This is a genomic window from Massilia sp. CFBP 13721 (assembly GCF_014842025.1).
Taxonomy (GTDB): Bacteria; Pseudomonadota; Gammaproteobacteria; order Burkholderiales; family Burkholderiaceae_D; genus Telluria.
Window position 1 is genome coordinate 23,557 of record NZ_JACYUY010000030.1, and the last position, 24,326, is coordinate 47,882.

A 24,326-nucleotide genomic window follows, 5' to 3' on the forward strand; every position below is an offset into this window, starting at 1 on the left:
ACTATCGAAATGTCACGCCCGATCCGGTTGCAGCATCTTGGCGACCTGCGCGCCGCGCAGCCGGAATGCCTCCGGCATGATTGAACCCAGCAGCGGGCGCAGGTAGCGGCGGAAGGCGTCGGTGACGTCGGTGCCGCTCTCGCTGATGAATTCGTCTTCCATGGTGCGCGTCTTGCCGGCTACTTGGTCGAGCGGCTGCAACACGTAGTCGACCGCATAACTACCGGTGCGGCGGATCGCCACCGAGCCGTCGGCATCGCCCCACATGGCGAACTGCACCGCCTTCTCTCCCACTTCGCGCGCCTCGCGGCCATCGACGTCGGACACGCAGCCGATGAACGAGCGCTGCAGGTAGCCGAAGGTGTCGCCACGCACGCGCTTGATGCCGAGCTTGTCCTTGATTTCCTCGCACAACAGGTCGGCCAGGGCGCCGGTGCCGGAGAGTTGCACGTTGCCGTGGGCATCCTTTTCGACTTCCTTCGCCAGCAGGGTGACGATCGGCTCGCCGGCCGCGTCGTGCACGCCTTCGGAGACGGCGATCACGCAGCGGCCATGGCGTGCGTAGGTCGTCTTCACGTCGGCAAGAAAACGTTCCAGGTCGAACACGCGTTCGGGCAGGTAGATCAGGTGCGGGCCGTCATCGGGGAACTTCTTGCACAGCGCGGAGGCCGCCGTGAGAAAGCCGGCGTGGCGGCCCATCACCACGCCCACGTACACGCCGGGCAGCGCCGCATTGTCGAGATTGGCGCCGGCAAAGGCCTGGGCGACGAAGCGCGCTGCCGATGGAAAGCCGGGCGTGTGGTCGTTGCCGACCAGGTCGTTGTCGATGGTTTTCGGGATGTGGATCGAGCGCAGCGGATAGCCGGCGGCGCGCGCCTGCTCGCTGACGATGCGCACCGTGTCGGCCGAGTCGTTGCCGCCGATATAAAAGAAATGTTCGATCTCGTGGGCGCGTAAAACGTCGAGGATGTGCGTGCAGTAGGCCGCGTCCGGCTTGTCGCGGGTCGAACCGAGGGCCGACGAGGGCGTGGCCGCCACCAGTTCGAGGTTGTGGCTGGTTTCCTGGGTCAGGTCGAGGAAGTTTTCGTTGACGATGCCGCGCACGCCGTGCAGGGCGCCGTAGATGCGCGTGACATTGCGGAAGCGGCGCGCCTCCAGCGCCACCCCGACCAGCGACTGGTTGATGACGGCGGTCGGGCCGCCTCCTTGTGCAACGAGGATTTTGCCGGATGACATAGGATCTCCTTCGCGTATGGGCTTTACGTAGGGTGGGCTCCGCCCACGCGGCGATACGTACTGGCTCCGCTCTCGTGCTCGATGATCTCGCCGTCGCGTATCACCGCGTGGGCGAAGCCCACCCTACAAAATCGGAAAACCAGAATAACACTGGCATCCGGGCGCGGCCATGCGAGGGAGATAAGGCCACTTTTTTTCTACTCCGGCGCGCGGATATAGTCCACTAAACCATCGCTGCCACGCGCCGGCGGCGCCGTCATCAGGCTGGCGACGACCACCGCCAGCAGGCCTGCCGGGACCCCGAAGATACCGGCCGACATCGGCGCGATGTCGAACCAGGCGGCATCGATCTGCCCGCCCAGCATCGGGTGCACGCGGACCATGTAATACAGGCAGACGAAAAAGCCGGCCAGCATGCCGGCGATGGCGCCGGCGTGGTTTGCCCGTTTCCAGAACACGCCCAGCACCAGCGGCGGGAACAAGGCCGAGGCCGCCAGCGAAAAGGCGGCGCCGACCAGAGAGAGGATGTCGGCCGGCTTTTGCGAGGCGGCATAGGCGGCGATAAAGGCGACCGCCAGCAGCAGCAGCTTCGAGATCGTCACCCGCTTCTGGGTCGAGGCGCCCGGGTCGACGATCTTGTAATACACGTCGTGCGAGAGCGCATTCGAGATCGCCAGCAGCAAGCCGTCGGCGGTGGACAGCGCCGCTGCCAGGCCGCCGGCCGCGACCAGGCCGGAAATGACGTAGGGCAGGCCGCCGATTTCCGGCGTGGCCAGTACCAGCACGTCGCCGTCGATCGCGATTTCCGCCAGCTGCACCACGCCGTCGCCATTGATGTCGACCACCTGGATCAGGGGATTGACCTTGTCGATATTGCCCCAGTACGAAATCCAGGTCGGCAGCGCACTGAAATCGCTGCCGACCAGGCTCGTGTAGATGTCGTATTTGGCGAGCACGGCCAGCGCCGGAATGCTCAGGTAAATCAGCAGGATGAAGAACAGGGTCCAGAACACCGAGACGCGGGTGTCCGCCACCGAGGGCGTGGTGTAGGAACGCATCAGGATATGGGGCAGGGCGGCGGTGCCGAACATCAGGCAAAACACCAGCGCCAGAAAATTGTTGCGGCGCGCATTCGATTCCGCCTCGGTCGCGCCCGGGAAGGGCGTGGCGTGCGGCTGGGGCGGCTGGGCGCGTGCCAGCAGGCGCGTGCGCTGCTCGCGCCACAGGGTTTCGGCATCGTCCGCGGTCTTCGGGTAGGCGGCGAGCGCGCGTTCGGCGCTGCGCACGTCGGCCAGCGAGACGTTGCGCAGGCGCGCCGTATCGAGGCGGCGCTGGGCTTCCAGCTTGCCCTGTTCCCAGGATGCCGGCAGGCCGGCCAGACGGGCGCCATAGCTGTCCGCCTGGCGCTGGAAGGTGGCGCGCACCTCGCGCTCGCGCGGGTCCGCCGCCAGCTGCGCTTCGCGCTGGGCCAGTTTCGGCAGCACCGAACCGTAGGCCACCTGCGGCACCGGATTGTCGGCGTGCTTGGCCGACAGCCACATGGTCGGAATCAAGAAGGCAACCAGGATGATGATGTACTGCGCCACCTGCGTCCAGGTGATGCCGCGCATGCCGCCCAGGAACGAGCAGACCAGGATGCTGGCCAGCCCGAGGAAAATCCCGACCGAGAAATCGACGCCCGTGAAGCGCGAGGCGATCAGGCCGACCGCGTAGATTTGCGCCACCACGTAGACGAAGGAGACGATGATGGTGGCGCCGACCGCCAGCGCGCGCACCGGCCCGCCGCGCCCACCCGCGCCGCCGCCATAGCGCACCGCGAGGTAATCCGGAATCGTGTACTGGGCGAACTTGCGCAGGTAAGGCGCGATCAGCAAGGCGACCAGGCAATAGCCGCCGGTCCAGCCCATGATGTAGGCGAGGGCGTCGAAGCCGGACAGATACAAGCCGCCGGCCAGGCTGATGAAGCTGGCCGCCGAGATCCAGTCGGCGGCGGTGGCCATGCCGTTGAACAGGGCCGGTACGCGCCGTCCGGCGACATAGTATTCGGTCACGTTCGAGGTGCGGCTGACCACGCCGATGGTGGCGTACAGCACGATGGTGGCGAACATGAACAGGTGCCCGATCCACAGGCGTGGCATGCCCTCGTTTTCGAGGATCGTCAGGGCCAGCAGGAAGCCGGCGAAGCAGACGCAGAACCAGGCGTAGTAGCCGGACAGGCGCCGGAAATAGCGTTTATTGGTACTCATCCGCCCACCTGCGCATTGCCTTCCAGCGCACGCGCATACAGGCGGTCGAAACGGCGCATGCGCCAGGCATAGAATCCGATGATCGCCAGGCAGACCAGCGCCGCGCCCTGCGCCGCCATGTAGAAGGATAGCGGCCAGCCGAACACGGACACCTGCGCCAGTTCGCGCGCAAAATACACGGTGCAAAAGCCGGTGATCAGCCACAAGGCCAGCAGCACGAAGGTCAGGCGCCGGGTGCGGCGCCAGTGCGCGGCGCGGGCGGCGACCAGGCGGCGCTGCTGTTCCAGCTCCGGTTCGGGCGAAGGCGCTGGAGATTGCATTGGCTCAGGTGGCATCGATGGCATCGTTGACGGGTGGCGGGAAGGTCAGCCGGAACAGGCTGCCCGGGAATTTGGCCGATTGGGTGCGCGGATTATTGAAGATGTCGACCTCGGCGCCGTGCTGCCCGGCGATCTCGCGCACGATCGCCAGCCCCAGGCCGCTCCCTGGCGTGTTCGAGCCGAGGATGCGGTAAAAGCGTTCGAACACGTGGGCACGCTCGTGCGGGGCGATGCCGGGGCCGGTGTCTTCGACTTCGAGCAGGGCGGCGTCGCCGTCGCGGCGCACGCGCACCGTGACGCTGCCGCCCGGCGGCGTGTAGCGCAGCGCATTGTCGATCAGGTTCGACAGCAGTTCGCGCAGCATCAGGGCGTTGCCGGCGATATTGACGTCTTCGTCCTGGGCCTCGTAGCCGAGGTCGATGCGATGGGCGAACGAGGCTTGCACCCAGTCCTGCACCACGCCGCGGGCCAGCGCGGCCAGGTCGATTTCCTCGAAGGCGAGGCCGGCATGCGGCTGGTTTTCCGCGCGCGCCAGGGCCAGCAGCTGGTTCACCAGCCGGGTCGCCGATTCCGAACTCTTCGCCAGTTGTTCGAGCGAACGGTGGATCTCGTCCGGATCGAGCTGGCGCAGGGCGAGTTCGGACTGCATGCGCATGCCGGCCAGCGGCGTTTTCATCTGGTGCGCGGCGTCGGCAATGAAGCGCTTTTGCATGTCGATGGTCTGGGACAGTCTGCCCAGCATGTCGTTCAAGGAGCCGACCAGGGGCGAAATTTCCTCCGGCACCTGGCGCGAATCGATGGGAGAAAGGTCGTCCGAGGAACGGGCGCGTATGCGCTCCTGGAGTTCGGCCAGTGGCGACAAGCCGCGCGAGAGGGCGAACCAGACCAGCGCCAGGATGATCGGCAGGATGATGAACTGGGGCAGGATCACGCCCTTGATGATCTCGTTGGCCAGTAGGGCGCGCTTGTCGAGCGTTTCCGCCACCTGCACCAGCGCCTTGCGCGGGAAGGCGGGAGAGTTGCTGTCGGGTGGCGCCAGCGGGTCGAGGTTGATGTACAGGTAAGCTACGCGCAGCAGGTTGCCGTGCAGGGCGGCGCTTCGAAAATGGACGGCGCCATCCTTGTCGGCCTCGTCGTCACGCGGGCGCGGCAGTTCGCGGTCGCCGTCGACGTGGCGCCCGGCGGCATCGACCACCTGGAAATACACGCTGTCGATGTCGTCAGCGCGCAGGATGTCGCGCGCGCTGCCCGGCAGGCGGGTGGTAATGATGCCGTTCTCTTCGCGCACCTGCTGGGCCAACACCGTGACGCGGTCTTCGAGCGCATGGTCGAATGGTTGATTGGCGATCGATTTCGCGACCAGGTAAGTAATCGCGATGCTCATCGGCCACAGCAGCAGCAGCGGCGCCAGCATCCAGTCGAGGATTTCGCCGAACAGCGAATGCTGGATGTTTTCCTCGGGTTCGGGATTCGGCGGCACGTAGAGCGGCTCGGGCAGCCCGGCCTCGGGCGCGGACAGCCTGTGCTTCCACGCGCGCTTCCTCACTTCGAATCGAGCGCCTGTTCGGCGCCGGCGCGCGCGGCGTCGGAATATTTTTCCAGGCAATAGCCCAGGCCGCGCACGGTGGCGATGCGCACCCCGCCGACTTCGATCTTCTTGCGCAGCCGGTGCACGTAGACCTCGATGGCGTTGTTGGACACCTCTTCGCCCCATTCGCACAGGTGGTCGACCAGCTGCTCTTTCGACACTAGGCGCCCGGTGCGGGCCAGCAGGATTTCCAATAAACCCAGCTCGCGCGCCGACAGGTCGAGCATCTGGTCGTTGATGTAGGCGCTGCGCCCGACCTGGTCGTAGACCAGCGGGCCGTGGCGGATCACGGTCGGCCCGCCGCCGGCGCCGCGCCGGGTCAGCGCACGCACGCGCGCCTCGAGTTCGGACAGGGCAAACGGCTTGGCCATGTAGTCGTCGGCGCCCAGGTCGAGCCCTTCGACACGCTGCTCGACCGAATCGGCCGCGGTGAGGATCAATACCGGCAGCAGCGAAGCGCGCGCGCGCAGGCGGCGCAGCACTTCCAGTCCCGACATCTTCGGCAGCCCCAGGTCGAGGATCAGCAGGTCGAATTCCTGGGTCGACAGGGCCGTGTCGGCGTCGGCGCCGTTGCGCACGTCATCAATCGCATAACCGGACTGACGCAAGGAGCGCGTCAACCCGTCGGCGAGTACGCTATCATCTTCAGCAAGCAAAATTCGCATAAGATCACCCTGTTATCGATTAGACCTCCCGGCTAACCTTATTGTGTTTGATTTGGCGCAACAAAGCGAGTCTTCTTCAACAGTTGAGCAAAACCGCGCTTGCCAAAAATACTGGATTTATATACAGTAGTACCCTTGTAAAGCGTGAGGGTGCCCACACCTTGGTACCTCCAAGACTGAGAGAAAATTATGGACGACAAAAAAGTAGCAGCAAACGCCTCTGAAAAAGGCAAGGCACTGGCCGCCGCCCTCGCGCAGATCGAAAAGCAGTTCGGCAAGGGCTCGGTCATGCGCATGGATGCGAACACCCCTGTGGAAGAGGTGCAAACCGTGTCGACCGGCTCGCTGGGCCTGGACATCGCGCTCGGCGTCGGCGGCTTGCCGCGCGGCCGTATCGTGGAAATCTACGGTCCGGAATCGTCGGGTAAAACCACGCTGACGCTGCAGACCATCGCACAAATGCAAAAGATCGGCGGCACCTGCGCCTTCATCGACGCCGAGCACGCGCTCGACGTCGGTTACGCGCAAAAGCTGGGTATCAAGCTCGACGAACTGCTGATCTCGCAGCCGGACACCGGCGAACAGGCACTCGAAATCACCGACGCATTGGTGCGCTCGGGTTCGGTCGACCTGGTGGTCATCGACTCGGTGGCGGCACTGACCCCGCGCGCCGAGATCGAAGGCGACATGGGCGACTCGCTGCCAGGCTTGCAGGCGCGTCTGATGTCGCAGGCACTGCGCAAGCTGACCGCCTCGATCAACCGTACGAACACCCTGGTCATCTTCATCAACCAGATCCGTATGAAGATCGGCGTCATGTTCGGCAGCCCGGAAACGACCACCGGCGGTAACGCGCTGAAGTTCTACGCCTCCGTGCGCATGGACATCCGCCGTACCGGTTCGATCAAGTCGGGTGACGAGGTGATCGGTAACGAAACCAAGGTCAAGGTCGTCAAGAACAAGATCGCGCCGCCGTTCCGCGAAGCGCACTTCGACATCCTGTATGGAGAAGGCACTTCCCGCGAAGGCGAAATCCTCGATCTGGGCGCCGACAACAAGATCGTGGAGAAGTCCGGTTCCTGGTACAGCTACAACGGCGAACGTATCGGCCAGGGCAAGGACAACGCCCGCCTGTTCCTGAAGGACCGCCCAGCCCTGGCGCGCGAAATCGAGAACAAGGTCCGTGCGACCCTCGGTGTGCGCGAACTGCCGCCAGTCGCCGCCGATGCAGCAGCCGGCGACGACAAGGCACCGAAGCTGAAGGCCGTGTCGGAGTAATTGGCTGGGGCTGACCCGCGTCAGCTCCATCCGGTTCCTCCCGCCACCATGCGCGCACCAGTATTGAGTCTAAAGGCCCGGGCCCTGCGCTTCCTCTCGATGAGGGAGCACAGCCGGATCGAGCTCAAGCGCAAGCTGGCGCGCCATGCCGAGGAGGGCGACGACATCGATGCCCTTCTCGATTTTCTGGAAAAGAACAACTGGCTGTCGCAGGAGCGTTTTGCTGAATCGCTGATTCACCGAAAAGCGGCCCGCTACGGCAACAGCCGTGTGATGGCCGAGCTGCAAAGCCACGGCGTCAACGGCGAGGCGCTGGCCGAACTCAAGTCCGGCCTGGCCGACAGCGAAACCGCGCGTGCCGTCGAAGTCTGGCAGCGCAAGTTCGGCACCGTCGCGCAAGACGCGGCCGAACGCAGCAAGCAGATGCGCTTCCTGATGGCGCGCGGCTTTTCCAGCAGCGCCGTGCGCACTGCCTTGAAGGGTGCGCCCGACGAGGACGACGCGTTTTAACGGTTGCCCGCAGGGTGTACTCAGCCCTGCGCCCGGCAATGCGGTATCAACCTTTACTGATTCTCAGGCGCCAGCACGGAGCGCCATCCGGCGATATGCATCCGCATATTCCTCAACCCGGATGACGCTGCACGCTGGCGCTTTGCGTTTGAAAAGTTGCCATTATGAGAACAATCCCTGCCTTCGTAGTGATGCTGGTACTCGCCGCCTGCACCCGGCAAGCTCCCGAGCCTGTCGGTGTCTACCGGCTTGCTACGGCAGAAAAAACGCTGGTGCTCGACGTCCGGCGCAGTGGCGACTATGTGCTCCAGATCGATGGCCCGGATAGCATGACCGACGAAATCCGCGGCCGCTGGGAGGACGAACGAGGCACGTCAATGGACGTTTCCTTCCACGGACTCATCTGGCACGGAAGCGAACCCGAAGCTGGTACCAACATATGGCCCGTATCCTTCGAAAGCGACGGGGGCATTTGTCTCGACGGCGAAGGCCTGGTTTGCTTCGTTAAGGACGGCGTGGGTTGATAGTCCCTTCATCATAATTGAGCCGATTCCAGATTCACAACGGTATACTGTGCATGCAGCCCTAGGCTACCTCCTCTCCCAGCCGTCATACTGGTGATGACCCTAGGTCAGTTTTTGGCCTCGCTTGGTGGGGCCACCCAGATTCATGACAAACCCGCCGCCTGGCGGGCTTGTCGTTTCAGGCTGGATTTATTGGTAGTGCCTGCCCATTGCGATCGATACTAAGCTGCAGCGTAGGAAGCTATGGCCTCAACGTCGATAAGTAGCCCTGGCCCGGGCATGGTCAGCTTTTTAACAGCAGAGCAGGCAAGCTGATGTTCTCTCCACCATAGCGCCATGCATTTCCGGCATCTTCCATGTTGCAGTGCAACCGTGCCCCGCGTGTGCTAAACTTTCACGGTTTAAGCAGCGCCGCATGAGCGGTTGTTGCCGCAGAAGCTGCGGCAACGTGCATCAGCACACCGGCTGCCCCATTGATTGCCGCCTTCACCGGCACCCGTTTTTTTTATGCCTCTGTCACCTCCCGCCCCGCGCTCCCTGCGGCACACACGCGCCATTACCGTCGAAGCGTACGCGCGCGACGATGGCCTGTGGGATCTTGACGCGTGTATTCGCGACATCAAGGCGCGCGACATCGTGCTGGCATCCGGCACCCGTCCGGCGGGCACGGCCGTACATGACCTGAGCCTGCGCATTACCATCAACCGCGACCTCGAGATCGTCGACGCCGAAGCCGCGTCCGACTCGGTGCCGTATCCGGGGTATTGCGACACGATCGGGCCGGCGTACAAGAAACTGGTTGGCCTCTCGCTTGCGAAACATTTCCGGCTGCACCTGAAAGACCGCCTCTCGGGCGTGCTCGGCTGCACCCACCTGACCGAACTGGCGCAGGTTTTGCCCACCGCGGCAATCCAGGCCTTCGCCGATGAAGAATTCGAGATACGCAACGCCGCCAACGATGGCGACGCTGTGCGTCCGTATGAAATCGACCGCTGCCACGCGCTGCGCGCCGACGGCCCCGCTGTGGCAAAGTATTACCCGCGCTGGGTGATCAAGGCCGTACAGGGTTGATATTGATGTCGAAGTTTTCCAATTAACGTAGCTAAATCAGTAACAGAAGAAGGGAAGCCAGCATGAAAATCCATGAGTATCAGGGCAAAGAAATCCTCCGAAAGTTCGGAGTGACGGTTCCGCGCGGCATTCCGTGCATGTCGGTCGACGAGGCCGTCAAGGCAGCGGAAGAGCTGGGCGGCCCGGTCTGGGTCGTCAAGGCCCAGATCCATGCTGGCGGCCGTGGTAAAGGCGGCGGCGTGAAGGTGGCCAAGTCGATCGAGCAGGTCAAGGAATACGCGGAACAGATCATGGGCATGCAGCTCATCACGCACCAGACCGGCCCTGAAGGCCAGAAAGTGCGCCGCCTGCTGATCGAAGAAGGCGCCGACATCAAGAAAGAACTGTACGTCTCGCTGGTTACCGACCGCGTGACCCAGAAGGTCGTGCTGATGGCCTCGTCGGAAGGCGGCATGGACATCGAGGAAGTTGCACACAGCAACCCTGAAAAAATCCATTCGATCGCGATCGACCCGGCCGTCGGCCTGACCGACGCCGAAGCGGACGACATCTCGACCAAGATCGGCATTCCTGCCGAATCGCTGCCCGAAGCGCGCCAGAACCTCAAGGGCCTTTACCAAGCTTACTGGGACACCGATTCGTCGCTGGCCGAAATCAACCCGCTGATCCTGACCGGCAACGGCAAAGTGATCGCCCTCGACGCCAAGTTCAACTTCGACGCCAACGCCCTGTTCCGCCAGCCAGAGATCATGGCGTACCGCGACATCGACGAAGAAGATCCAGCCGAAGTCGAAGCATCGAAGTTCGACCTGGCTTACATCTCGCTGGACGGCAACATCGGCTGCCTGGTGAACGGCGCCGGCCTGGCGATGGCCACCATGGACACCATCAAGCTGTTCGGCGGCGAGCCGGCCAACTTCCTGGACGTGGGCGGCGGTGCGACGGCTGAGAAAGTCACCGAAGCATTCAAGATCATGCTGAAGAACCCTGGCCTGAAAGCCATCCTGGTCAACATCTTCGGCGGCATCATGCGTTGCGACGTCATCGCCGAAGGCGTGATCACCGCATCGAAGGCTGTCTCGCTGCAAGTGCCGCTGGTCGTGCGCATGAAGGGCACCAACGAAGACCTGGGCAAGAAGATGCTGGCCGACTCCGGTCTGCCGATCATCGCTGCCGATACGATGGAAGATGCAGCCAAGGCCGTCGTCGCCGCTGCAGCTGGTAACGCCTAATTCAAGGAATAAAAAATGTCGATCCTGATCAACAAAGATACTAAAGTCATCACCCAGGGTATCACCGGCAAGACCGGTCAGTTCCATACCCGCATGTGCCGCGACTACGCGAACGGCAAGGCTGCCTTCGTCGCAGGCGTGAACCCGAAGAAGGCCGGCGAAGACTTCGAAGGCATCCCGATCTACGCCAACGTCTCGGAAGCGAAAGCTGCCACCGGCGCCACCGTGTCGGTGATCTATGTTCCACCAGCAGGCGCTGCTGCCGCCATCTGGGAAGCCGTCGAAGCCGACCTGGACCTGGCCATCTGCATCACCGAAGGCATTCCAGTGCGCGACATGATGGCCCTCAAGGACCGCATGGCCAAAGCCGGCTCGAAGACCTTGCTGCTGGGTCCTAACTGCCCAGGCCTGATCACCCCGGACGAAATCAAGATCGGCATCATGCCGGGTCACATCCACCGCAAGGGCCGCATCGGCGTCGTTTCGCGCTCGGGCACCCTGACCTATGAAGCAGTCGGCCAGCTGACCGCACTCGGTCTCGGTCAATCGTCGGCAGTCGGCATCGGCGGCGACCCGATCAACGGCCTGAAGCACATCGACATCATGCGCATGTTCAACGAAGATCCTGATACCGATGCAGTCATCATGATCGGCGAAATCGGCGGTCCAGACGAAGCCAATGCCGCGCATTGGGTCAAGGACAACATGAAGAAGCCAGTAGTCGGCTTCATCGCCGGTGTCACCGCTCCTCCGGGCAAGCGCATGGGCCACGCCGGCGCGCTGATCTCGGGCGGCGCCGATACCGCGCAAGCCAAGCTGGACATCATGGAAGAGTGCGGCATCAAAGCTACCAAGAACCCGTCGGAAATGGCACGCCTGCTGAAGGCCATGCTGTAATACCGGACAGTTCTTGTTTTATAGAAAAGGAGCCTGCGGGCTCCTTTTTTTATGCGTCCGAATTTTGCAGGTGACAAATCCTGTGCGCATAATTCGTTTCCATACAGAAATTGGACAGTGGGTGACAAAAATTGTCAGTACAAATGTGGGAACTGACGTAAACCGTCACTTTTGTTATGCACTAACTACCGATCTCCGGTGTTTCCAGGTGTAAACGAGCTGGCACGGCGCTTGCAATAAGGAGTACGTGGCACGAAGCAATATCGAATACTTACCCTCACATACCTACCCTCGGAGAAACACCATGAAATCGATGAAAATTGTCAAAAAAGCAGAAGCCGGCTTCACCCTGATCGAACTGATGATCGTTGTTGCGATCATCGGCATCCTGGCTGCTGTTGCAATCCCGAACTACCAGACGTACACCGCGAAGTCGAAGTTCACCGCTGCTCTGGCAGAAGTTTCGGCTGGTAAAGTCGGCATCGACACCGCTCTGAATGACGGGAAGGACATCACCAAGCCGGAAGAAATCGGCCTGGCGTCAACCAAGACTTCGAACTGCACCTTTACTGCTGCAGCTTCCGCAACCGCTGCCGGCCTGACTTGCGTTATCGAAGCCGGCCCAACCGGCGTGAAGGGCGAAACGATCACCCTGACCCGTGATTCTAGCTCCGGTGCATGGTCGTGCAAAGCTGACAAAGTCAAGCAAAAGTTCATCGGCGCAACCGGCATCTGCACCGGCGACGCGACCTGATATCAGTAACGCTTAACTGATACAGAAACCCCGCTTCGGTGGGGTTTTTGTTTTTGGCTGAGGTACCGCAATCGCGCGCTCGCAGCCACGGTTATCGTTCCGGACTGCTCAATCACACCGGAGAATTACGATGTCATTCAGGAAAGTTTCCAAAGAAGTAGAAGGCGGTTTTACCTTGATCGAATTGATGATTGTCGTGGCAATCATCGGCATCCTGGCAACGGTCGCGTTCCCCGTCTATCAGGATTACATGGCCAAATCGAAGTTCGGGGTGTCGTTGGCTGAACTGTCGGCCGGTAAAGTCGGCATCGAGACCAAGCTGATGGATAACGAGACGGTCAGCAAACCGGAGGAAGTCGGCCTGGCAGCACAGGATAAACCGACTGCCAACTGCAAGTTCGCCGCGACAGCCAGTGCCGATGGCGCCAGCCTGAGCTGCGAAATCGTTGCCGGTCCAACAAGCATCAAGGGCCAGACCATTACCCTGGCCCGCGACAAGGATACCGGCGTCTGGACCTGTACTGCACCCGCCGTCCTGCAAAAGTTGATCGGGCCGGAAGGTGTTTGCAAAGGAAAGACTGCGTAGTAAGGTTGTTAAACAAAAACCCGCAATAGCGGGTTTTTTTATTCAGGCATCGATCAGGCTCAAACGATTTTTTGCCGGTTCTCCAGCAGCGCCTCGTAGGTCATGTTCTGCAGCAGCGTGTAGTGCACCGGATCGAGGCCGGTAAATTGCATGCCGTAGGTGAACAGGTCAGTATCATCGGCCGCCTTGGTCACGTTCACGTTGCGGATCGCCGCACGTGCACCGATCTGCACTTCCTGGTCATCCGGCGGCGCCTGCAGGGCGAACTGCAGCGTGATCTGTTCTTCGTCCGCCGGCAGGCGGTTCGGCGAGACGACCAGGGCGCCGCTCACCGACAGGTTCAAAATGGTGCAGGCCAGCGGTTTGCCATGGCTGCCGCTGCCGCTGAGCGTCGCCGGCAAGTCGACCTTGACCCGCATTGCCGTGCGCAGGCTGGTGCCCTGCACCGAGGTCGGGAACGATACGTGCACATAGAACAACGGACGTCCGAATACGCGCTCGACCGTGCAGGCGAACGAACACACCTTGATGCCCGAGAACACACGGATCGTCAGGCGCTCGCCTTCGGCCAGGCCGATCGGCGCGCCACTTTCCATCGGAATCTTGAGGATGATGTACTCATCCTTGACATAGCCAACCAGGCTCGAGAAGTGCAGGACTGGCTTAATGCGGCGGTGCGTGATCAGCTGCAGGCGTGTGCCGACCTGGAGATGCATGGTCTCGAAATCGACATCCTGGGGTGCGGGGGCGTTTGCCTGTCCGGACTGCATGCTGTTCATTGTGGAAGCTAGGGGCGACGGCCCGGGAAGGGCGAGATTTTACCATCGCAGTGTGTTTATCTGAAGCAACGATTTCGGCAAATCCCGTTAAAAAGCCCGTGATGACACGGGCTTGTCCTGGTTTTGACAGAAAAATCAGTAAATCAGCGCTTCAGGTGCTGGTCGAGCCAACCGATCACGGTGTGGTGCCACAACAGCGAGTTAGCTGGTTTCAGCACCCAGTGATTCTCGTCCGGGAAGACCAGCAATTTGCTGTCGATGCCGCGCCGCTGCAATGCGGTGAAGGTCGACAGGGCCTGGGCGGTCGGGATGCGGAAGTCGAGGTCGCCCTGGATCACGAGCATCGGCGTCTTCCACTTGTTCACGTGATGCACCGGATTGAAGCGCTCGTGTTTCTGGGGTACGGCAAAGTAAGGCCCGCCGTTTTCCCAGTCGGTAAACCATTGCTCTTCGGTCGAATAGGCCATGCCGCGGGTATCGAACACGCCGTCGTGGTTGACGATGCATTTGAAACCGTCTGACCAGTTGCCTTCGATCCAGTTCATCATGTAGCCACCGTAGGAAGCACCGAGTGCGCAACTGCGTTCGCGGTCCAGCCACGGGAATTGTTTGACAGCTGCCGCCAGGCCCTTTTGCAGGTCGACCAGCGGGGCGCCGCCCCAGTCGCCGCTGATGGAATCGGTGAACTTCTGGCCGTAGCCGGTCGAACCATGGAAGTCGATGAACACGGCGGCATAACCCGCGCCCGCATACACCTGCGGATTCCAGCGGTAGCTCCAGGCATTACCGAAGCTGCCTTGCGGGCCGCCATGGACCAGGAAGGCGATCGGGTACTTGGCGCCGGGTTGGGCGTTCCACGGCTTCATGACGTAGCCATACACCGTGTCGCCCTTGGCGCCCTTGAAGGAGAACTGCTCGAATTCGCCGAAGCGGACCTCGGCCAGCTTGTCGGCGTTGTTCTTTGTCAGTTGCTGCGCCTGGCCGCCGGCCAGCGGCGCCGTGTACAGCTGGGCCGGCGACGACAGGGTCGCCTGCGTATAGGCGAGCGTATCGCGGCGCATGTCGAAGCCGCCGATCGAACCCTTGTCGGTGAGCCCTGTTACTTTACCGCTGGCGACATCGATCGCGAACAGGCGATGCTGGCCCACGTCCTCGGCATCGACGACCAGCGTCTTGCCATCCGCGCTCCACTGCAGGGCGCCGGCCGAGCGGTCCCAGTTGGCGGCCAGCTTGCGCTTCTTGCCGCTGGCAACATCCATCAGCATAATCTGGAAGCGGTCGGCTTCGAAGCCGGGACGCGCCATCGCCAGATAAGCTAAAGTCTGGCCGTCCGGCGAAAACACGCCCTTGGTATCCCAGGCAGGATTGTCCGCCGTCAGGTTGCGCGGCGCGGCATTGCCGGCGGCCGGCACGTCGTACAAGTCGAAATTGGTCGACCAGGCTTCGGTCTTGCCGGCGATGCGGGCCGAAAACACGATGGTCTTGCCATCCGGACTAAAACGGTATTCTTCGCGGTCGCCGAAGGGTTTCGACGGCACGTCGCCGTCGAGCGACCCGGACAGGCTGACCGGCGCGCTGCCGACGCGGCCGCTGGCATCCAGCGGCGCCGAGAACAGCACGGCATTGCGGCCGTCGGCCCAGGTATCCCAGTGGCGCACGAACAGGCGGTCGTAGACGCGTCCGCTTGCCTTGTTCTTGCCCTGCTGCTCGATGCGGTCCTTGGTGCAAGCGAGATCGGCGCAGTCGCGGAACACGGCCAGGCTGAACGCGATGCGGTCGCCGGTGGGCGAGACGCGGAAATTATCGACGTCGAGCGGCAGATTGGTCACCTGGACCGGTTCGCCGCCGCTGGCCGCCTGGCGCCACACCTGCGAACTGCCCGAACGGCTCGACAGGAAATAGACGGCGTCCCCCGCGGCAGACCATTCGGGATCGGTGCTACTGCTGTCGTGCGTGGTCAGCGCTTTCGGGGCAGTCGTCCCTTTCAGGTCGGCGATCCAGATGCTGGTATGGCCGCGGTTCTTGCCCATGTCAGTGCGGCGCACCGTGTACACGACGCGGCTGGCGTCCGGCGAGACGGCGGGACTGCCGACGCGTTCCAGGGCGACCAGGTCTTCCACCGTCAAACCGCGCGGCGCGGCCACGGCGCCGGAGGCGGCAATGGCCGCACCCAGCATCATCAAACGTAATTTCATCGATTCCTCTTTGAGCGTGTCAGGAAGTTCCGCGTGCAACGGGCTTTGCGGAAAGACAGCAATTTACCATGCGGGCTGGGTGGGTGGCCCGGAGCGCTTGGCAGGAGGAAACGAGGTAGTTAGTCGTCGCCGAGGTCGGCGCAATCGGTGGCGTGGCCGCCACCCAGGTAATGACGGTCACCCCAATCGCCGGGGCCGTCGCTCAGGGCATGTCGGAGAGCCCGGTCGCGCTGGGCGCTCCAGATCAAGAGTCCGCCGGTCAGCAACAGCACGCAGGCTCCCCAATACCAAGCCAGGCCGAGAAGGCGATAACCCATCGTGCCGACTGCAAAGCCGGCGGTGACGAGCACGATGCCGAAGAAGTCTTTGAATGTCATGATCGTCCATTCGCGACGCCCTTGAGATGTCGGAACATTATCACGACTGTCGGCGCCGGTGCATGCAAAGGTAGCCACATCGCTAACCGGAGCGTAGACTCGATGGTGCGCCGCACAATTGGGCGTTCGATCCATTCACCAGGAGAGCAACATCATGGCAACGATGAGCGCACACCCAACGATGGCATTCCCTACCGTCACCACCACCCCCATGTTCGATACCTGGGCCAACGTCGCCGGCCTCTACCGGAACGCCATGCACGCGAACACGCAGCAATTGCTGCTCAGTTCAGCGGGTATCATCCAGGAGCACACGCTGCGCGCGTTCGTTACCGCCTCGCAGTCCTGTGCCGACGCGTTGGCGAAGAATGCGATGGCGGTGCAGCAGCAATCGATGGAACGCTTCGCCGATGCGAACGGGAAGGCGGTCAGCATGATCGGCCGGGTGTTCACGCAGGCGTGGATGGCGGGGATGCAGCCGGCACAATGAGGCATGGCCGGCTTTGCCGGCAACGCTATGAGCGCTGAGCGTCTTCCCGCTTTCGCAAAAGCGGGACGCCATTCAAGGTATAGGTGCAACATGAGCAGGTGACATCCACGTCGTCAGGTCCGAGCGAGGGATTGACCTGGCGAAGGATGTGATGTTCATCAATGAACAAGCCACTGTAGAAGCTGCTTTCTCCGATGCGGACCAGCTCCCTTTTTTCCTCGTCGCTGCGGGCGACCAGCCAGTAAATCGGTGCTTCCTGGTCGAGCCGCGAGCATGCTTCGCTGTGAACGGCCGACCAATCGTGGCCAACTTTCGAGAGCAGAAAACGAAACAGCGGCGAGTAATCCAGCCCGCGGTTTTGCCTGCCGTGCATTGAGGCGCGCATGGATTCCGACTCCGTCACCTGTTTGCTGTGGCGCTCGTTGCGGAAGTCGCCGCCAACACGATGATGAACCCCGCGTGCCCGCGTATTTACCTTGCGATAAAGCGGCGCCTTCGCTGGGTTGTCGTTCACGTTTAGTCCCCTGCGGCTGTCCAGTCACCGCTCTTGCCGCCATGCTTTTCCAGCACGCGGATATTCGTCATGACCATGCCGCGATCGACCGCCTTGCACATGTCGTAAATCGTCAGCAAGCCCACCTGCACCGCGGTCAGCGCTTCCATCTCGACTCCGGTCTTGCCGTGCAATTCCACCTGGGCGCGGCAGTGGACGCTGTTGGCGGCCGTGTCGACGTCGAAATCGACGGCGACGCGCGTGATCGCCAGCGGGTGGCACAGGGGGATCAGGTCGCTGGTGCGCTTGGCGCCCATGATGGCGGCGATGCGGGCGATGCCGAGCACGTCGCCCTTCTTGGCGTTGCCCGAGACGATCAGTTGCAGGGTTTCCGGTTGCATGCGGATGGTGCCGGCGGCGACTGCGACGCGGTGGGTCTCGGCCTTGGCGCCGACGTCGACCATGTGGGCCTGGCCGGTGGCGTCGAAATGGGTCAGGCCGTCTAGGCTGGTCGTTGGATCGGATGGGCTCATAGTGGGTTCGATATGCTCGGGTAAGAAAGTGTTTCAGGCTGCGGCAGTGTGCCGGCCGATGGGGTTATCATAGTACCGTGAACTCGACATCCCACCCCGTCCCGCCGCGCGCCCGCGTCCGCTGGCGGCGTTCGTTGGCCGTCCTGCTCGTGTCGGCCGCATGTGGCGCCGCCCCGGCCATGGCGCCGGCCCAGCCATTGAGCAAGCTGCCAAATGCGACACGCCTGCCGACCCTGGGCGACACCTCGCGCGAAGACTTGTCGCCGATCGTCGAACGCAAACTCGGCGAAGAGATCATGCGCGAGATCCGGCGCGACCGCGATTATCTCGACGACGATGCGATCGGCGAATACCTGAACAATTTCGGCGGCGCCCTGGTCGACGCCATGCCGGGCGCGCGCGGCGAGACGAATGCCGACTTTACCTTCTTCCCGGTGCGCGACAGTGCCATCAACGCGTTTGCGCTGCCGGGCGGCTTCATCGGCATCCATTCCGGCCTGCTGCTGGCGGCCCAGACCGAATCGGAACTGGCCGGCGTCGTCTCGCACGAGATCGGCCACGTGTCGCAGCGCCACATCGCGCGCATGCTCGGCCAGCAGCGCCAGGACGCCTTGCTGCCGCTGGCCTCGTTCATCCTGGCCGCGCTGGCGGCCAAGGCCAGCCCGGACGCGGCGATGGGCGTGCTGATGGGCGGGCAGGGCCTGGCCGTGCAGCGGCAGCTGAATTTCAGCCGCGACGCCGAACGCGAGGCCGACCGGGTCGGCTTCCAGATCATGGGCGCGGGCGGCTACGATACCTCGGGCATGGTCGCCTTTTTCAAGCGCCTGCAAAGCGCGAACAAGATCTATGGCGAGATTCCGGCTTTCCTCAGCAGCCACCCGCTGACAAGCGAGCGCATCGTCGACATCCAGGCGCGTATCAAGGAAACGCCGTATCGGCAGCGTCCCGACACCATCGAATTCCACCTCGCCAAGGCGCGTGCGCGGGTGCTGCAAGACCAGGGCACGATCGGGCGCCGCGATACCCGCACCACCTTCCAGGCCCAGCTGACCCAGCAGCACCGCCAGCAGCAGGTGGCGGCGCAGTACGGCTTGTCGTTCCTGGCGCTGAAAGAGGGCGATCTTGCCGGAGCGCGCAGCTGGTTCGACAAGGCGCGTGCCGCGATGCAGCCGAAAGCGGGCGTGTTCTCGGCCGCGCCAAGCAGCGACGGCGGCGCCATGTTCGCCGTGCTCGACCAGGAGATCAAGCTGGCGCCGGGTCAGCCGAAGGAAGTCGTGCAGCAGGCATTGAAGGATGCCGAGCAGGCCACCCACCGCTATCCGCTGTCGCGCGCGCTGGCGCGCCAGTATGCCGATGCGATGATCAACGCCGGCAAGCTCGACGAGGCGACGCGCTACCTGCGCGACCAGGTGCAACTGTACCGCGAGGATGCCAAGCTGTACGACCTGCTGGCGCGCGCCTATTCGAACCAGGGCAAGATCGCGCTGCAGCACATGGCGCTGGCCGAATCGTACGTGTTGGCCGGGGCGCTGCCGGCCGCGGTCGACCAGTTGAATTTCGCGCGCAAGGCGAGCGACGTCTCGTTCTACGAGCAATCCGTGATCGATGCGCGCGAACGCGAACTGAAGGCGCGCCAGAAAGAGGAAAAAGAAGAAGAGAAAGGCAAGTAGCGGGCGCTGCTATACCCGGGCATGCCGGTCATTTGAAGCGCTATATACTTTGGTATATAGCGATAGTGTACACTCCAGTAATCGATACGATTCCTGGAGCGTTTCATGCGTACCTTTTTGCTACACAAGTTCGCCATCGCCGGCTTGTTCATGAGTGCCGGCGCGCTGGCGCAAGCGGCCGAGCTGACCGTGTCGGCCGCCGCCAGCCTGACCGATGCGTTCAAGGAAATCGCGCGCGATTACGAGGCGCGCTATCCGGGAACGACGGTGTTGCTCAACTTTGGCGCATCGGGCGCGCTCCTGCAGCAGATGGCGAAAGGGGCGCCGGTCGATGTGTTCGCCTCGGCCGACCAGGAAACCATGGATGCCGCCGTCGCCCAGGGCCTGGTTGCCGCTGCCGAGCGCAGGAATTTCGTGCGCAATGCCCTGGTCGTGATCGTGCCGCGCGATGCGACTGCGCCGCTGACGCGCCTGGACGACCTGCGCCAGGCCGGCATCGAGCGCATCGCCATCGGTAATCCGGCCAGCGTTCCGGCGGGCCGCTACGCGCGCCAGGCATTGGTGTCGGCAGCCCTGTGGGAGCCGCTCGCGTCCAAATTCATCCAGACCCAGAACGTGCGCCAGGCACTCGATTACGTTGCGCGCGGCGAGACCGGGGCCGGTTTTGTCTACGCTTCGGACGCCATGCTGTTCAAGGAACGGGTCAAGGTGGCGTTCGAGGTGCCGCTGGCGCTTCCCATCACGTATCCGATCGCCAGGACGACGGCCAGCCGCAACGGCGCCGAGGCGAGCCGGTTTAGCGCCTATGTCCAGACGCCGGCGGCGCAGGCGGTGCTGGTCCGGTACGGCTTCCTTCAACCCTGAATCGGGGAACGCAACAGTGCATCCGACCTGGACCGCCCTGGCCCTGTCATTGAAGGTGGCTTGCTGGGCGACCGCGCTGGCGCTGGTGTGGGGCGTGCTGGCCGGCTACCTGCTGGCGCGGCGGCGTTTCCCGGGGCGCGAACTGCTCGATACGGTGCTGACTTTGCCGCTGGTGATGCCGCCGACGGTACTCGGCTACTACCTGCTGGTGCTGCTGGGCCGCAAGGGCTGGATCGGCGCCCGCTTGCACGACACGTTCGGCATCAACCTGATCTTTACCTGGCAGGGCGCGGTGATTGCCGCCGCCATTGTCGCCTTTCCCCTCGTGTTCAAGCCGGCGCGTGCCGCCTTCGAGACCGTCGACGGCCGCTTCGAGGATGCTGCGCGGGTGCTCGGCCTGGGCGAACTCGCCGTGTTCTTCCGGGTGACCTTGCCGCTCGCCTGGCGCGGCATCCTGGCCGGCGCCTTGCTCGCTTTCGCACGCGCACTGGGCGAGTTCGGCGCCACCCTGATGGTGGCCGGCAGCATTCCAGGCCGTACCCAGACGCTCTCGATCGCCGTCTACGAGGCGGTGCAGGCAGGGCAGGACGATCTTGCCAATGGCCTGGTGCTGATCACCTCGGCCGTCTGCGTCGCCGTGCTGTTGACGGCCGGGCGGCTGGCGCCGGCCCGGATTCTCAACCGTTAGCGGACCGCGCATGCATTTTGATATCGACATCCAGAAAACCCTGCGCTCCGGCAAACGCAGCTTCACGCTGGCGGTGCGTTTCCAGTCGGACAGCCAGCGCATCGTGCTGTTCGGCCCTTCCGGCGCCGGCAAGAGCTTGACCTTGCAGGCGATCGCAGGCTTGCTGCGGCCCGACAGCGGCCGCATCGCGGTCGGCGGTGCGCTGCTGTTCGACGCTGCCCGCGGCATCGACTTGCCGCCCCGGACGCGGCGCATGGGCTACGTGTTCCAGGATTACGCCCTGTTTCCGCACCTGAACGTGCGCCAGAACATCGCCTTCGGCACGAAGCGCGGCTGGCGCAATCCGGACAAGCATGTCCGCAGCGAGGCGGTCGATTACTGGCTCGAACTGTTTCATTTGCAGCACTTGGCGCACCAGCTGCCGGGCGAACTGTCCGGTGGCCAGCGCCAGCGCACCACATTGGCGCGTACACTGGTGGCGCAACCGGCGGCGCTGCTGCTCGACGAACCGTTCGCGGCGCTCGATCCGGACTTGCGGGTGCAGCTGCGTGGCGAGCTCGACCGGCTGCAGCGCCGCCTGCAGATTCCGACGATCCTGATTTCTCATGATATCGCCGACGTCGAGGCATTCGGCGGCCACATCGTGCGTTTGCACGACGGCGCGCCCGCGCCCGAACCCATTTTGTTGGAGCAGGTCGAATCATGAAGGATAAACAAGAAACACCGATCGAGGTGCAGGGCGCGCTCTGGCTGACGGTCGGCGGCGAAAATTTCGGCGGGTCGACGCGCCTGGCGCTGCTGGCGGCGATCGCCGATTCCGGATCCATCACGGCGGCCGCCAAGGCGGTCAAGATGAGCTACAAGGGCGCCTGGGATGCGATCGACATGATGAATAACTTGGCCGGCGAAGCGCTGGTCGAGCGCGCAGCGGGCGGCAAGGGCGGGGGCGGTACCCGGCTGACGGCGCGTGGTACGCAGCTGGTGCGTAATTTTCAGTTGGTCGAACAGGAGCACCGGCGCTTTGTCGAACACCTGGGGCGGCAGAGCGCCGGGCTCGCCGACGATTACCTGCTCATCAGGAGAGTCAGTATGCGAACCAGCGCGCGCAACCAGTTTTTCGGCAAGGTCAGCGCAGTGAAAACCGGCGCCGTCAACGACGAGATCGAACTCGACGTGGCTGGCGGCCACAAGATCGTCGCCATTATCACCCACGCCAGCACGCAGGAGCTGGCACTGGAAGTCGGTGCCGAAGCCTTTGCCCTGGTCAAGGCCTCGTCGATCATCCTCGTGACAACCAGCGCCGGCGCACGCTTCTCGGCGCGCAACCAGTTGCACGGTACCGTGACACGCCTGCAACCCGGCGCCGTGAATACGGAAGTGGTGATCGACCTGGCGGGCGGCGCCTCGCTGGCGGCGATTGTCACCAACGACAGCGCGACCGGACTCGAACTCGCCGTCGGCAGCGCGGTCTCCGCGATTTTCAAGGCGTCGAGCGTGATCCTGGCGGTGCCGGAGTGAGGTAGTAGCCGGCCAGTTCATGTTCCGCGATGTCGGCTGTCCGGCGTTTGCGCACATCCTCGTAAGGTGGGCGGCATCCAGGTAGCGGACACCCACGCGTTCAGGTGTAGCCGCCCACCTTACGGGTCTGACCACTCATTTCTGGCAAAAGCGTACCCGCGTGGGCACAGGGGCGCCCACCCTACAACGGCGAATTAGACACTCTTTAATTGATCAGGCGGACGGCGCCGGCACACGCACGAAGCCGAAGCGCTGCGGCAATTCGTCGCCCGCGATGCGTTCGGCCGGCACCGATGCGCCGCGCCAGCGCAGGGACAGTGTTCCCGCGCCGCCGTCGAGCCAGCGCAGCAGCGCCTCGTCGGCGATCGGCTGACCATCGAGTTCCAGCGACTCGAACAATTGCGCGACGTCGCGGTCGTCGACCTGGGCGACAATCTCTCCCGATTGCACGATGGCGGCGCCGGCTGCCGTCAGGTACAGGCGTTCGATGCTGCCCAGCGCGGCGCCGGTTTGCAGCAGCATGCCCTGCGCCGGGTCGGTGCGCGCAATGTAGGGCGTCGCTTCCAGGTTCACGTACACGCGCTGGGGGCCGTTCTGGAAAAACCAGCGGCCGGCGTCGTCGTGCCCATAGTTGCGGTTGATAAAACCGACCAGCGTGGCGTTGTTGAGTTTGTCGCCGGGGGCGTCTGTTTGCTGGGCCGCTTCGTCGCGCATGCGCCAGGCGCCGCGCGCATCCAGTGCGAGCCAGCCGTAGCAGTGCGGCACGTTCGGCCACTTGGCCATTGCCTGTTTTACGATGTCATCCATGGGCGCCAGCTTCGCATAATTCGGCTGGAGCGGGCGCGCGGGTGAGGCTGTCGAAAAAGGAGAGAATGCGGCGCGGCAGCCAGTCGATCCGGCCCGGGAACGGACCTGCCGGGAAACCGACATGGCCGCCTTCGTCGGGATACTCGAGCGTCACCGCCTGCGATGCGCTGGCCGGCAGATGGCGGCCCGGTAGGAAAGGATCGTTGCGCGCATTCAGCACCAGCGTCGGCACGGTAATGTCATTGAGCACGTGGCGGGCGCTGGCGCGGTGCCAGTAATCGTCGGTGTCGCGGTAGCCGTGCAGCGGCGCGGTGACGACGTTGTCGAAGGCGTAGAGGTCGCGCGCGGCGAGCAGGGCGCTGCGGTCGAACAGGCCGGGGAATTGTTCCAGCTTGGCCAGGCATTTCGGAACCAGGGTGCGCAGGAACATGCGCGTATATAGCATGTTGAAGCCGGAAGAGAGGGCTTCGCCGCCGCGCGCCAAGTCGAGCGGGGCGGAGATCGCGGCGGCGGCGCTAACGAAATTCGCGGTGCTGCCCGATTCGCCGAGCCAGCGCAGCAGGGCATTGCCGCCCAGCGAAACACCGGCCGCATAAATGGGACCCGGCGCGCGGGCACGCAGGCGCGCCATGATCCAGTCAATCTCGGCGGCGTCGCCGGAGTGATAGAAGCGCGCCGTGCGGTTCGGCTCGCCCGAGCAACCGCGGAAGTGCGGCACCGCGCCCGACCAGCCGCGCGCTGCCAACGCCGCCATCAGGCCGCGTGCGTAATGGCTGCTTGATGACCCTTCCAGCCCGTGGAACAGCACGACCAGCGGCTTACCCGGCTCGCCATCGACGAAATCGACGTCGACGAAATCGTCACCGAGGGTCGGGTCCTGCACGTCCCAGCGTTCGCGCCGGTAGGCGACCGGCGGTTTCTCGGCCAGCGTGGCGGGATAGATGGTTTGCAGGTGGCCGCCGGGCAGCCACCGTGGGGCAACGTAGGTCATAAGAAACTGCGGCG

The 24,326-nt window shown here is 63.4% G+C and carries 26 protein-coding genes; 14 read left to right on the top strand and 12 right to left on the bottom strand.

Going from position 1 to position 24,326, the window contains the following annotated elements:
* Positions 1–12: 12 nt before the first annotated feature.
* The 5 genes from IFT60_RS22395 to IFT60_RS26315 form a co-directional block, all read right to left on the bottom strand.
* The gene (locus tag IFT60_RS22395) at positions 13–1,236 is read right to left on the bottom strand and encodes a 6-phosphofructokinase (RefSeq protein ID WP_192055914.1); all 1,224 of its coding nucleotides are present in this window, start codon (positions 1,234–1,236) and stop codon (positions 13–15) included.
* A gap of 197 nt (positions 1,237–1,433) precedes the next feature.
* The gene (locus IFT60_RS22400) at positions 1,434–3,482 is read right to left on the bottom strand and encodes a sodium:solute symporter family protein (protein WP_192055917.1); all 2,049 of its coding nucleotides are present in this window, start codon (positions 3,480–3,482) and stop codon (positions 1,434–1,436) included.
* Complete coding sequence (locus tag IFT60_RS22405; protein ID WP_192055919.1) at positions 3,479–3,802, bottom strand: DUF4212 domain-containing protein; 324 nt, start codon at positions 3,800–3,802, stop codon at positions 3,479–3,481. Before IFT60_RS22405 ends, IFT60_RS22400 begins: the two co-directional genes overlap by 4 nt.
* 4 nt (positions 3,803–3,806) lie before the next feature.
* Positions 3,807–5,348, bottom strand: coding sequence for a sensor histidine kinase (locus tag IFT60_RS22410; RefSeq protein WP_374001255.1), 1,542 nt, complete (start codon positions 5,346–5,348; stop codon positions 3,807–3,809).
* Entirely contained in the window at positions 5,345–6,055 is a 711-nt protein-coding gene (locus IFT60_RS26315) for a response regulator (RefSeq protein WP_197986427.1), read from the bottom strand. Before IFT60_RS26315 ends, IFT60_RS22410 begins: the two co-directional genes overlap by 4 nt.
* Positions 6,056–6,244: 189 nt before the next feature.
* Here IFT60_RS26315 and recA point away from each other — a divergent pair, with 189 nt between their 5' ends.
* The 8 genes from recA (at position 6,245) to IFT60_RS22450 (ending at position 12,907) form a co-directional block, all read left to right on the top strand.
* On the top strand, positions 6,245–7,333 hold the full coding sequence (recA, locus tag IFT60_RS22415; protein WP_192055923.1) for a recombinase RecA: 1,089 nt from the start codon (positions 6,245–6,247) through the stop codon (positions 7,331–7,333).
* Positions 7,334–7,381: 48 nt separating this feature from the next.
* On the top strand, positions 7,382–7,843 hold the full coding sequence (gene recX, locus IFT60_RS22420; RefSeq protein ID WP_192055925.1) for a recombination regulator RecX: 462 nt from the start codon (positions 7,382–7,384) through the stop codon (positions 7,841–7,843).
* 164 nt (positions 7,844–8,007) lie between these two features.
* Positions 8,008–8,367, top strand: coding sequence for a hypothetical protein (locus IFT60_RS22425; protein ID WP_192055927.1), 360 nt, complete (start codon positions 8,008–8,010; stop codon positions 8,365–8,367).
* A 507-nt stretch (positions 8,368–8,874) separates the two neighbouring features.
* On the top strand, positions 8,875–9,438 hold the full coding sequence (locus IFT60_RS22430) for a DUF2889 domain-containing protein (RefSeq protein ID WP_192055930.1): 564 nt from the start codon (positions 8,875–8,877) through the stop codon (positions 9,436–9,438).
* 62 nt (positions 9,439–9,500) lie between these two features.
* Positions 9,501–10,670, top strand: a complete 1,170-nt coding sequence (sucC, locus tag IFT60_RS22435; RefSeq protein ID WP_192055931.1) for an ADP-forming succinate--CoA ligase subunit beta — start codon at positions 9,501–9,503, stop codon at positions 10,668–10,670.
* Positions 10,671–10,685: 15 nt separating this feature from the next.
* Positions 10,686–11,567 carry a succinate--CoA ligase subunit alpha gene (gene sucD / locus IFT60_RS22440; RefSeq protein WP_056343211.1) on the top strand — a complete coding sequence of 294 codons (882 nt, stop codon included), beginning with the start codon at positions 10,686–10,688 and terminating at the stop codon, positions 11,565–11,567.
* Between the two features lie 304 nt (positions 11,568–11,871).
* Positions 11,872–12,321: a pilin gene (locus IFT60_RS22445; RefSeq protein WP_197986428.1), complete on the top strand. Its 450-nt coding sequence runs from the start codon at positions 11,872–11,874 to the stop codon at positions 12,319–12,321.
* Positions 12,322–12,451: 130 nt separating this feature from the next.
* Complete coding sequence (locus IFT60_RS22450; protein ID WP_192055934.1) at positions 12,452–12,907, top strand: pilin; 456 nt, start codon at positions 12,452–12,454, stop codon at positions 12,905–12,907.
* 59 nt (positions 12,908–12,966) lie between these two features.
* Here IFT60_RS22450 and IFT60_RS22455 read toward each other — a convergent pair whose 3' ends face one another.
* The 3 genes from IFT60_RS22455 to IFT60_RS22465 all read right to left on the bottom strand — a co-directional run bounded on the left by IFT60_RS22455 (position 12,967) and on the right by IFT60_RS22465 (position 16,258).
* Positions 12,967–13,677 carry a flagellar brake protein gene (locus IFT60_RS22455; protein WP_192056014.1) on the bottom strand — a complete coding sequence of 237 codons (711 nt, stop codon included), beginning with the start codon at positions 13,675–13,677 and terminating at the stop codon, positions 12,967–12,969.
* A gap of 152 nt (positions 13,678–13,829) precedes the next feature.
* On the bottom strand, positions 13,830–15,881 hold the full coding sequence (locus tag IFT60_RS22460) for a S9 family peptidase (RefSeq protein WP_192055937.1): 2,052 nt from the start codon (positions 15,879–15,881) through the stop codon (positions 13,830–13,832).
* A gap of 119 nt (positions 15,882–16,000) precedes the next feature.
* Complete coding sequence (locus tag IFT60_RS22465; RefSeq protein WP_192055940.1) at positions 16,001–16,258, bottom strand: hypothetical protein; 258 nt, start codon at positions 16,256–16,258, stop codon at positions 16,001–16,003.
* Positions 16,259–16,412: 154 nt separating this feature from the next.
* Here IFT60_RS22465 and IFT60_RS22470 point away from each other — a divergent pair, with 154 nt between their 5' ends.
* Positions 16,413–16,748, top strand: a complete 336-nt coding sequence (locus IFT60_RS22470; RefSeq protein WP_206759234.1) for a hypothetical protein — start codon at positions 16,413–16,415, stop codon at positions 16,746–16,748.
* A 25-nt stretch (positions 16,749–16,773) separates the two neighbouring features.
* Here the strand turns inward: IFT60_RS22470 and IFT60_RS22475 are convergent, their stop codons facing one another.
* Together IFT60_RS22475 and moaC are read right to left on the bottom strand one after the other, a co-directional pair.
* Positions 16,774–17,262 carry a hypothetical protein gene (locus tag IFT60_RS22475; protein ID WP_192055943.1) on the bottom strand — a complete coding sequence of 163 codons (489 nt, stop codon included), beginning with the start codon at positions 17,260–17,262 and terminating at the stop codon, positions 16,774–16,776.
* A gap of 2 nt (positions 17,263–17,264) precedes the next feature.
* On the bottom strand, positions 17,265–17,774 hold the full coding sequence (gene moaC, locus IFT60_RS22480; protein WP_192055945.1) for a cyclic pyranopterin monophosphate synthase MoaC: 510 nt from the start codon (positions 17,772–17,774) through the stop codon (positions 17,265–17,267).
* 179 nt (positions 17,775–17,953) lie between these two features.
* Here moaC and IFT60_RS22485 point away from each other — a divergent pair, with 179 nt between their 5' ends.
* The 5 genes from IFT60_RS22485 to modE all read left to right on the top strand — a co-directional run bounded on the left by IFT60_RS22485 (position 17,954) and on the right by modE (position 22,514).
* On the top strand, positions 17,954–19,444 hold the full coding sequence (locus IFT60_RS22485) for a M48 family metalloprotease (RefSeq protein WP_192056016.1): 1,491 nt from the start codon (positions 17,954–17,956) through the stop codon (positions 19,442–19,444).
* 105 nt (positions 19,445–19,549) lie between these two features.
* Positions 19,550–20,308 (top strand): molybdate ABC transporter substrate-binding protein, encoded by a 759-nt coding sequence (gene modA / locus IFT60_RS22490; protein ID WP_192055947.1) that lies wholly within the window; start codon positions 19,550–19,552, stop codon positions 20,306–20,308.
* A gap of 16 nt (positions 20,309–20,324) precedes the next feature.
* The gene (modB, locus tag IFT60_RS22495) at positions 20,325–20,996 is read left to right on the top strand and encodes a molybdate ABC transporter permease subunit (RefSeq protein WP_192055949.1); all 672 of its coding nucleotides are present in this window, start codon (positions 20,325–20,327) and stop codon (positions 20,994–20,996) included.
* Between the two features lie 10 nt (positions 20,997–21,006).
* Positions 21,007–21,702, top strand: a complete 696-nt coding sequence (locus IFT60_RS22500; RefSeq protein WP_192055951.1) for an ATP-binding cassette domain-containing protein — start codon at positions 21,007–21,009, stop codon at positions 21,700–21,702.
* Positions 21,699–22,514 carry a molybdenum-dependent transcriptional regulator ModE gene (gene modE, locus IFT60_RS22505; RefSeq protein ID WP_192055953.1) on the top strand — a complete coding sequence of 272 codons (816 nt, stop codon included), beginning with the start codon at positions 21,699–21,701 and terminating at the stop codon, positions 22,512–22,514. The genes IFT60_RS22500 and modE overlap by 4 nt, the downstream gene beginning before the upstream one ends.
* A gap of 213 nt (positions 22,515–22,727) precedes the next feature.
* Here modE and IFT60_RS22510 read toward each other — a convergent pair whose 3' ends face one another.
* Together IFT60_RS22510 and IFT60_RS22515 are read right to left on the bottom strand one after the other, a co-directional pair.
* Positions 22,728–23,321 (bottom strand): DUF2946 family protein, encoded by a 594-nt coding sequence (locus IFT60_RS22510; protein WP_192055955.1) that lies wholly within the window; start codon positions 23,319–23,321, stop codon positions 22,728–22,730.
* Positions 23,314–24,312: a YheT family hydrolase gene (locus IFT60_RS22515; RefSeq protein ID WP_192055957.1), complete on the bottom strand. Its 999-nt coding sequence runs from the start codon at positions 24,310–24,312 to the stop codon at positions 23,314–23,316. Before IFT60_RS22515 ends, IFT60_RS22510 begins: the two co-directional genes overlap by 8 nt.
* Between the last annotated feature and the right edge of the window lie 14 nt (positions 24,313–24,326).

Bases quoted from the DNA above. Each gene is read 5' to 3' on its own strand.
- IFT60_RS22470 (WP_206759234.1), top strand. From the start codon at position 16,413: ATGGCAACGATGAGCGCACACCCAACGATGGCATTCCCTACCGTCACC.
- IFT60_RS22510 (WP_192055955.1), bottom strand. From the start codon at position 23,321: ATGGATGACATCGTAAAACAGGCAATGGCCAAGTGGCCGAACGTGCCG.
- IFT60_RS22450 (WP_192055934.1), top strand. From the start codon at position 12,452: ATGTCATTCAGGAAAGTTTCCAAAGAAGTAGAAGGCGGTTTTACCTTG.
- IFT60_RS22430 (WP_192055930.1), top strand. From the start codon at position 8,875: ATGCCTCTGTCACCTCCCGCCCCGCGCTCCCTGCGGCACACACGCGCC.
- IFT60_RS22460 (WP_192055937.1), bottom strand. From the start codon at position 15,881: ATGAAATTACGTTTGATGATGCTGGGTGCGGCCATTGCCGCCTCCGGC.
- modA (WP_192055947.1), top strand. From the start codon at position 19,550: ATGCGTACCTTTTTGCTACACAAGTTCGCCATCGCCGGCTTGTTCATG.
- moaC (WP_192055945.1), bottom strand. From the start codon at position 17,774: ATGAGCCCATCCGATCCAACGACCAGCCTAGACGGCCTGACCCATTTC.
- IFT60_RS22485 (WP_192056016.1), top strand. From the start codon at position 17,954: ATGGCGCCGGCCCAGCCATTGAGCAAGCTGCCAAATGCGACACGCCTG.
- IFT60_RS22425 (WP_192055927.1), top strand. From the start codon at position 8,008: ATGAGAACAATCCCTGCCTTCGTAGTGATGCTGGTACTCGCCGCCTGC.
- IFT60_RS26315 (WP_197986427.1), bottom strand. From the start codon at position 6,055: ATGCGAATTTTGCTTGCTGAAGATGATAGCGTACTCGCCGACGGGTTG.
- IFT60_RS22400 (WP_192055917.1), bottom strand. From the start codon at position 3,482: ATGAGTACCAATAAACGCTATTTCCGGCGCCTGTCCGGCTACTACGCC.
- sucC (WP_192055931.1), top strand. From the start codon at position 9,501: ATGAAAATCCATGAGTATCAGGGCAAAGAAATCCTCCGAAAGTTCGGA.
- recA (WP_192055923.1), top strand. From the start codon at position 6,245: ATGGACGACAAAAAAGTAGCAGCAAACGCCTCTGAAAAAGGCAAGGCA.
- IFT60_RS22455 (WP_192056014.1), bottom strand. From the start codon at position 13,677: ATGCAGTCCGGACAGGCAAACGCCCCCGCACCCCAGGATGTCGATTTC.
- IFT60_RS22515 (WP_192055957.1), bottom strand. From the start codon at position 24,312: ATGACCTACGTTGCCCCACGGTGGCTGCCCGGCGGCCACCTGCAAACC.
- IFT60_RS22465 (WP_192055940.1), bottom strand. From the start codon at position 16,258: ATGACATTCAAAGACTTCTTCGGCATCGTGCTCGTCACCGCCGGCTTT.
- modE (WP_192055953.1), top strand. From the start codon at position 21,699: ATGAAGGATAAACAAGAAACACCGATCGAGGTGCAGGGCGCGCTCTGG.
- IFT60_RS22500 (WP_192055951.1), top strand. From the start codon at position 21,007: ATGCATTTTGATATCGACATCCAGAAAACCCTGCGCTCCGGCAAACGC.
- IFT60_RS22445 (WP_197986428.1), top strand. From the start codon at position 11,872: ATGAAATCGATGAAAATTGTCAAAAAAGCAGAAGCCGGCTTCACCCTG.
- IFT60_RS22405 (WP_192055919.1), bottom strand. From the start codon at position 3,802: ATGCAATCTCCAGCGCCTTCGCCCGAACCGGAGCTGGAACAGCAGCGC.
- recX (WP_192055925.1), top strand. From the start codon at position 7,382: ATGCGCGCACCAGTATTGAGTCTAAAGGCCCGGGCCCTGCGCTTCCTC.
- sucD (WP_056343211.1), top strand. From the start codon at position 10,686: ATGTCGATCCTGATCAACAAAGATACTAAAGTCATCACCCAGGGTATC.
- IFT60_RS22395 (WP_192055914.1), bottom strand. From the start codon at position 1,236: ATGTCATCCGGCAAAATCCTCGTTGCACAAGGAGGCGGCCCGACCGCC.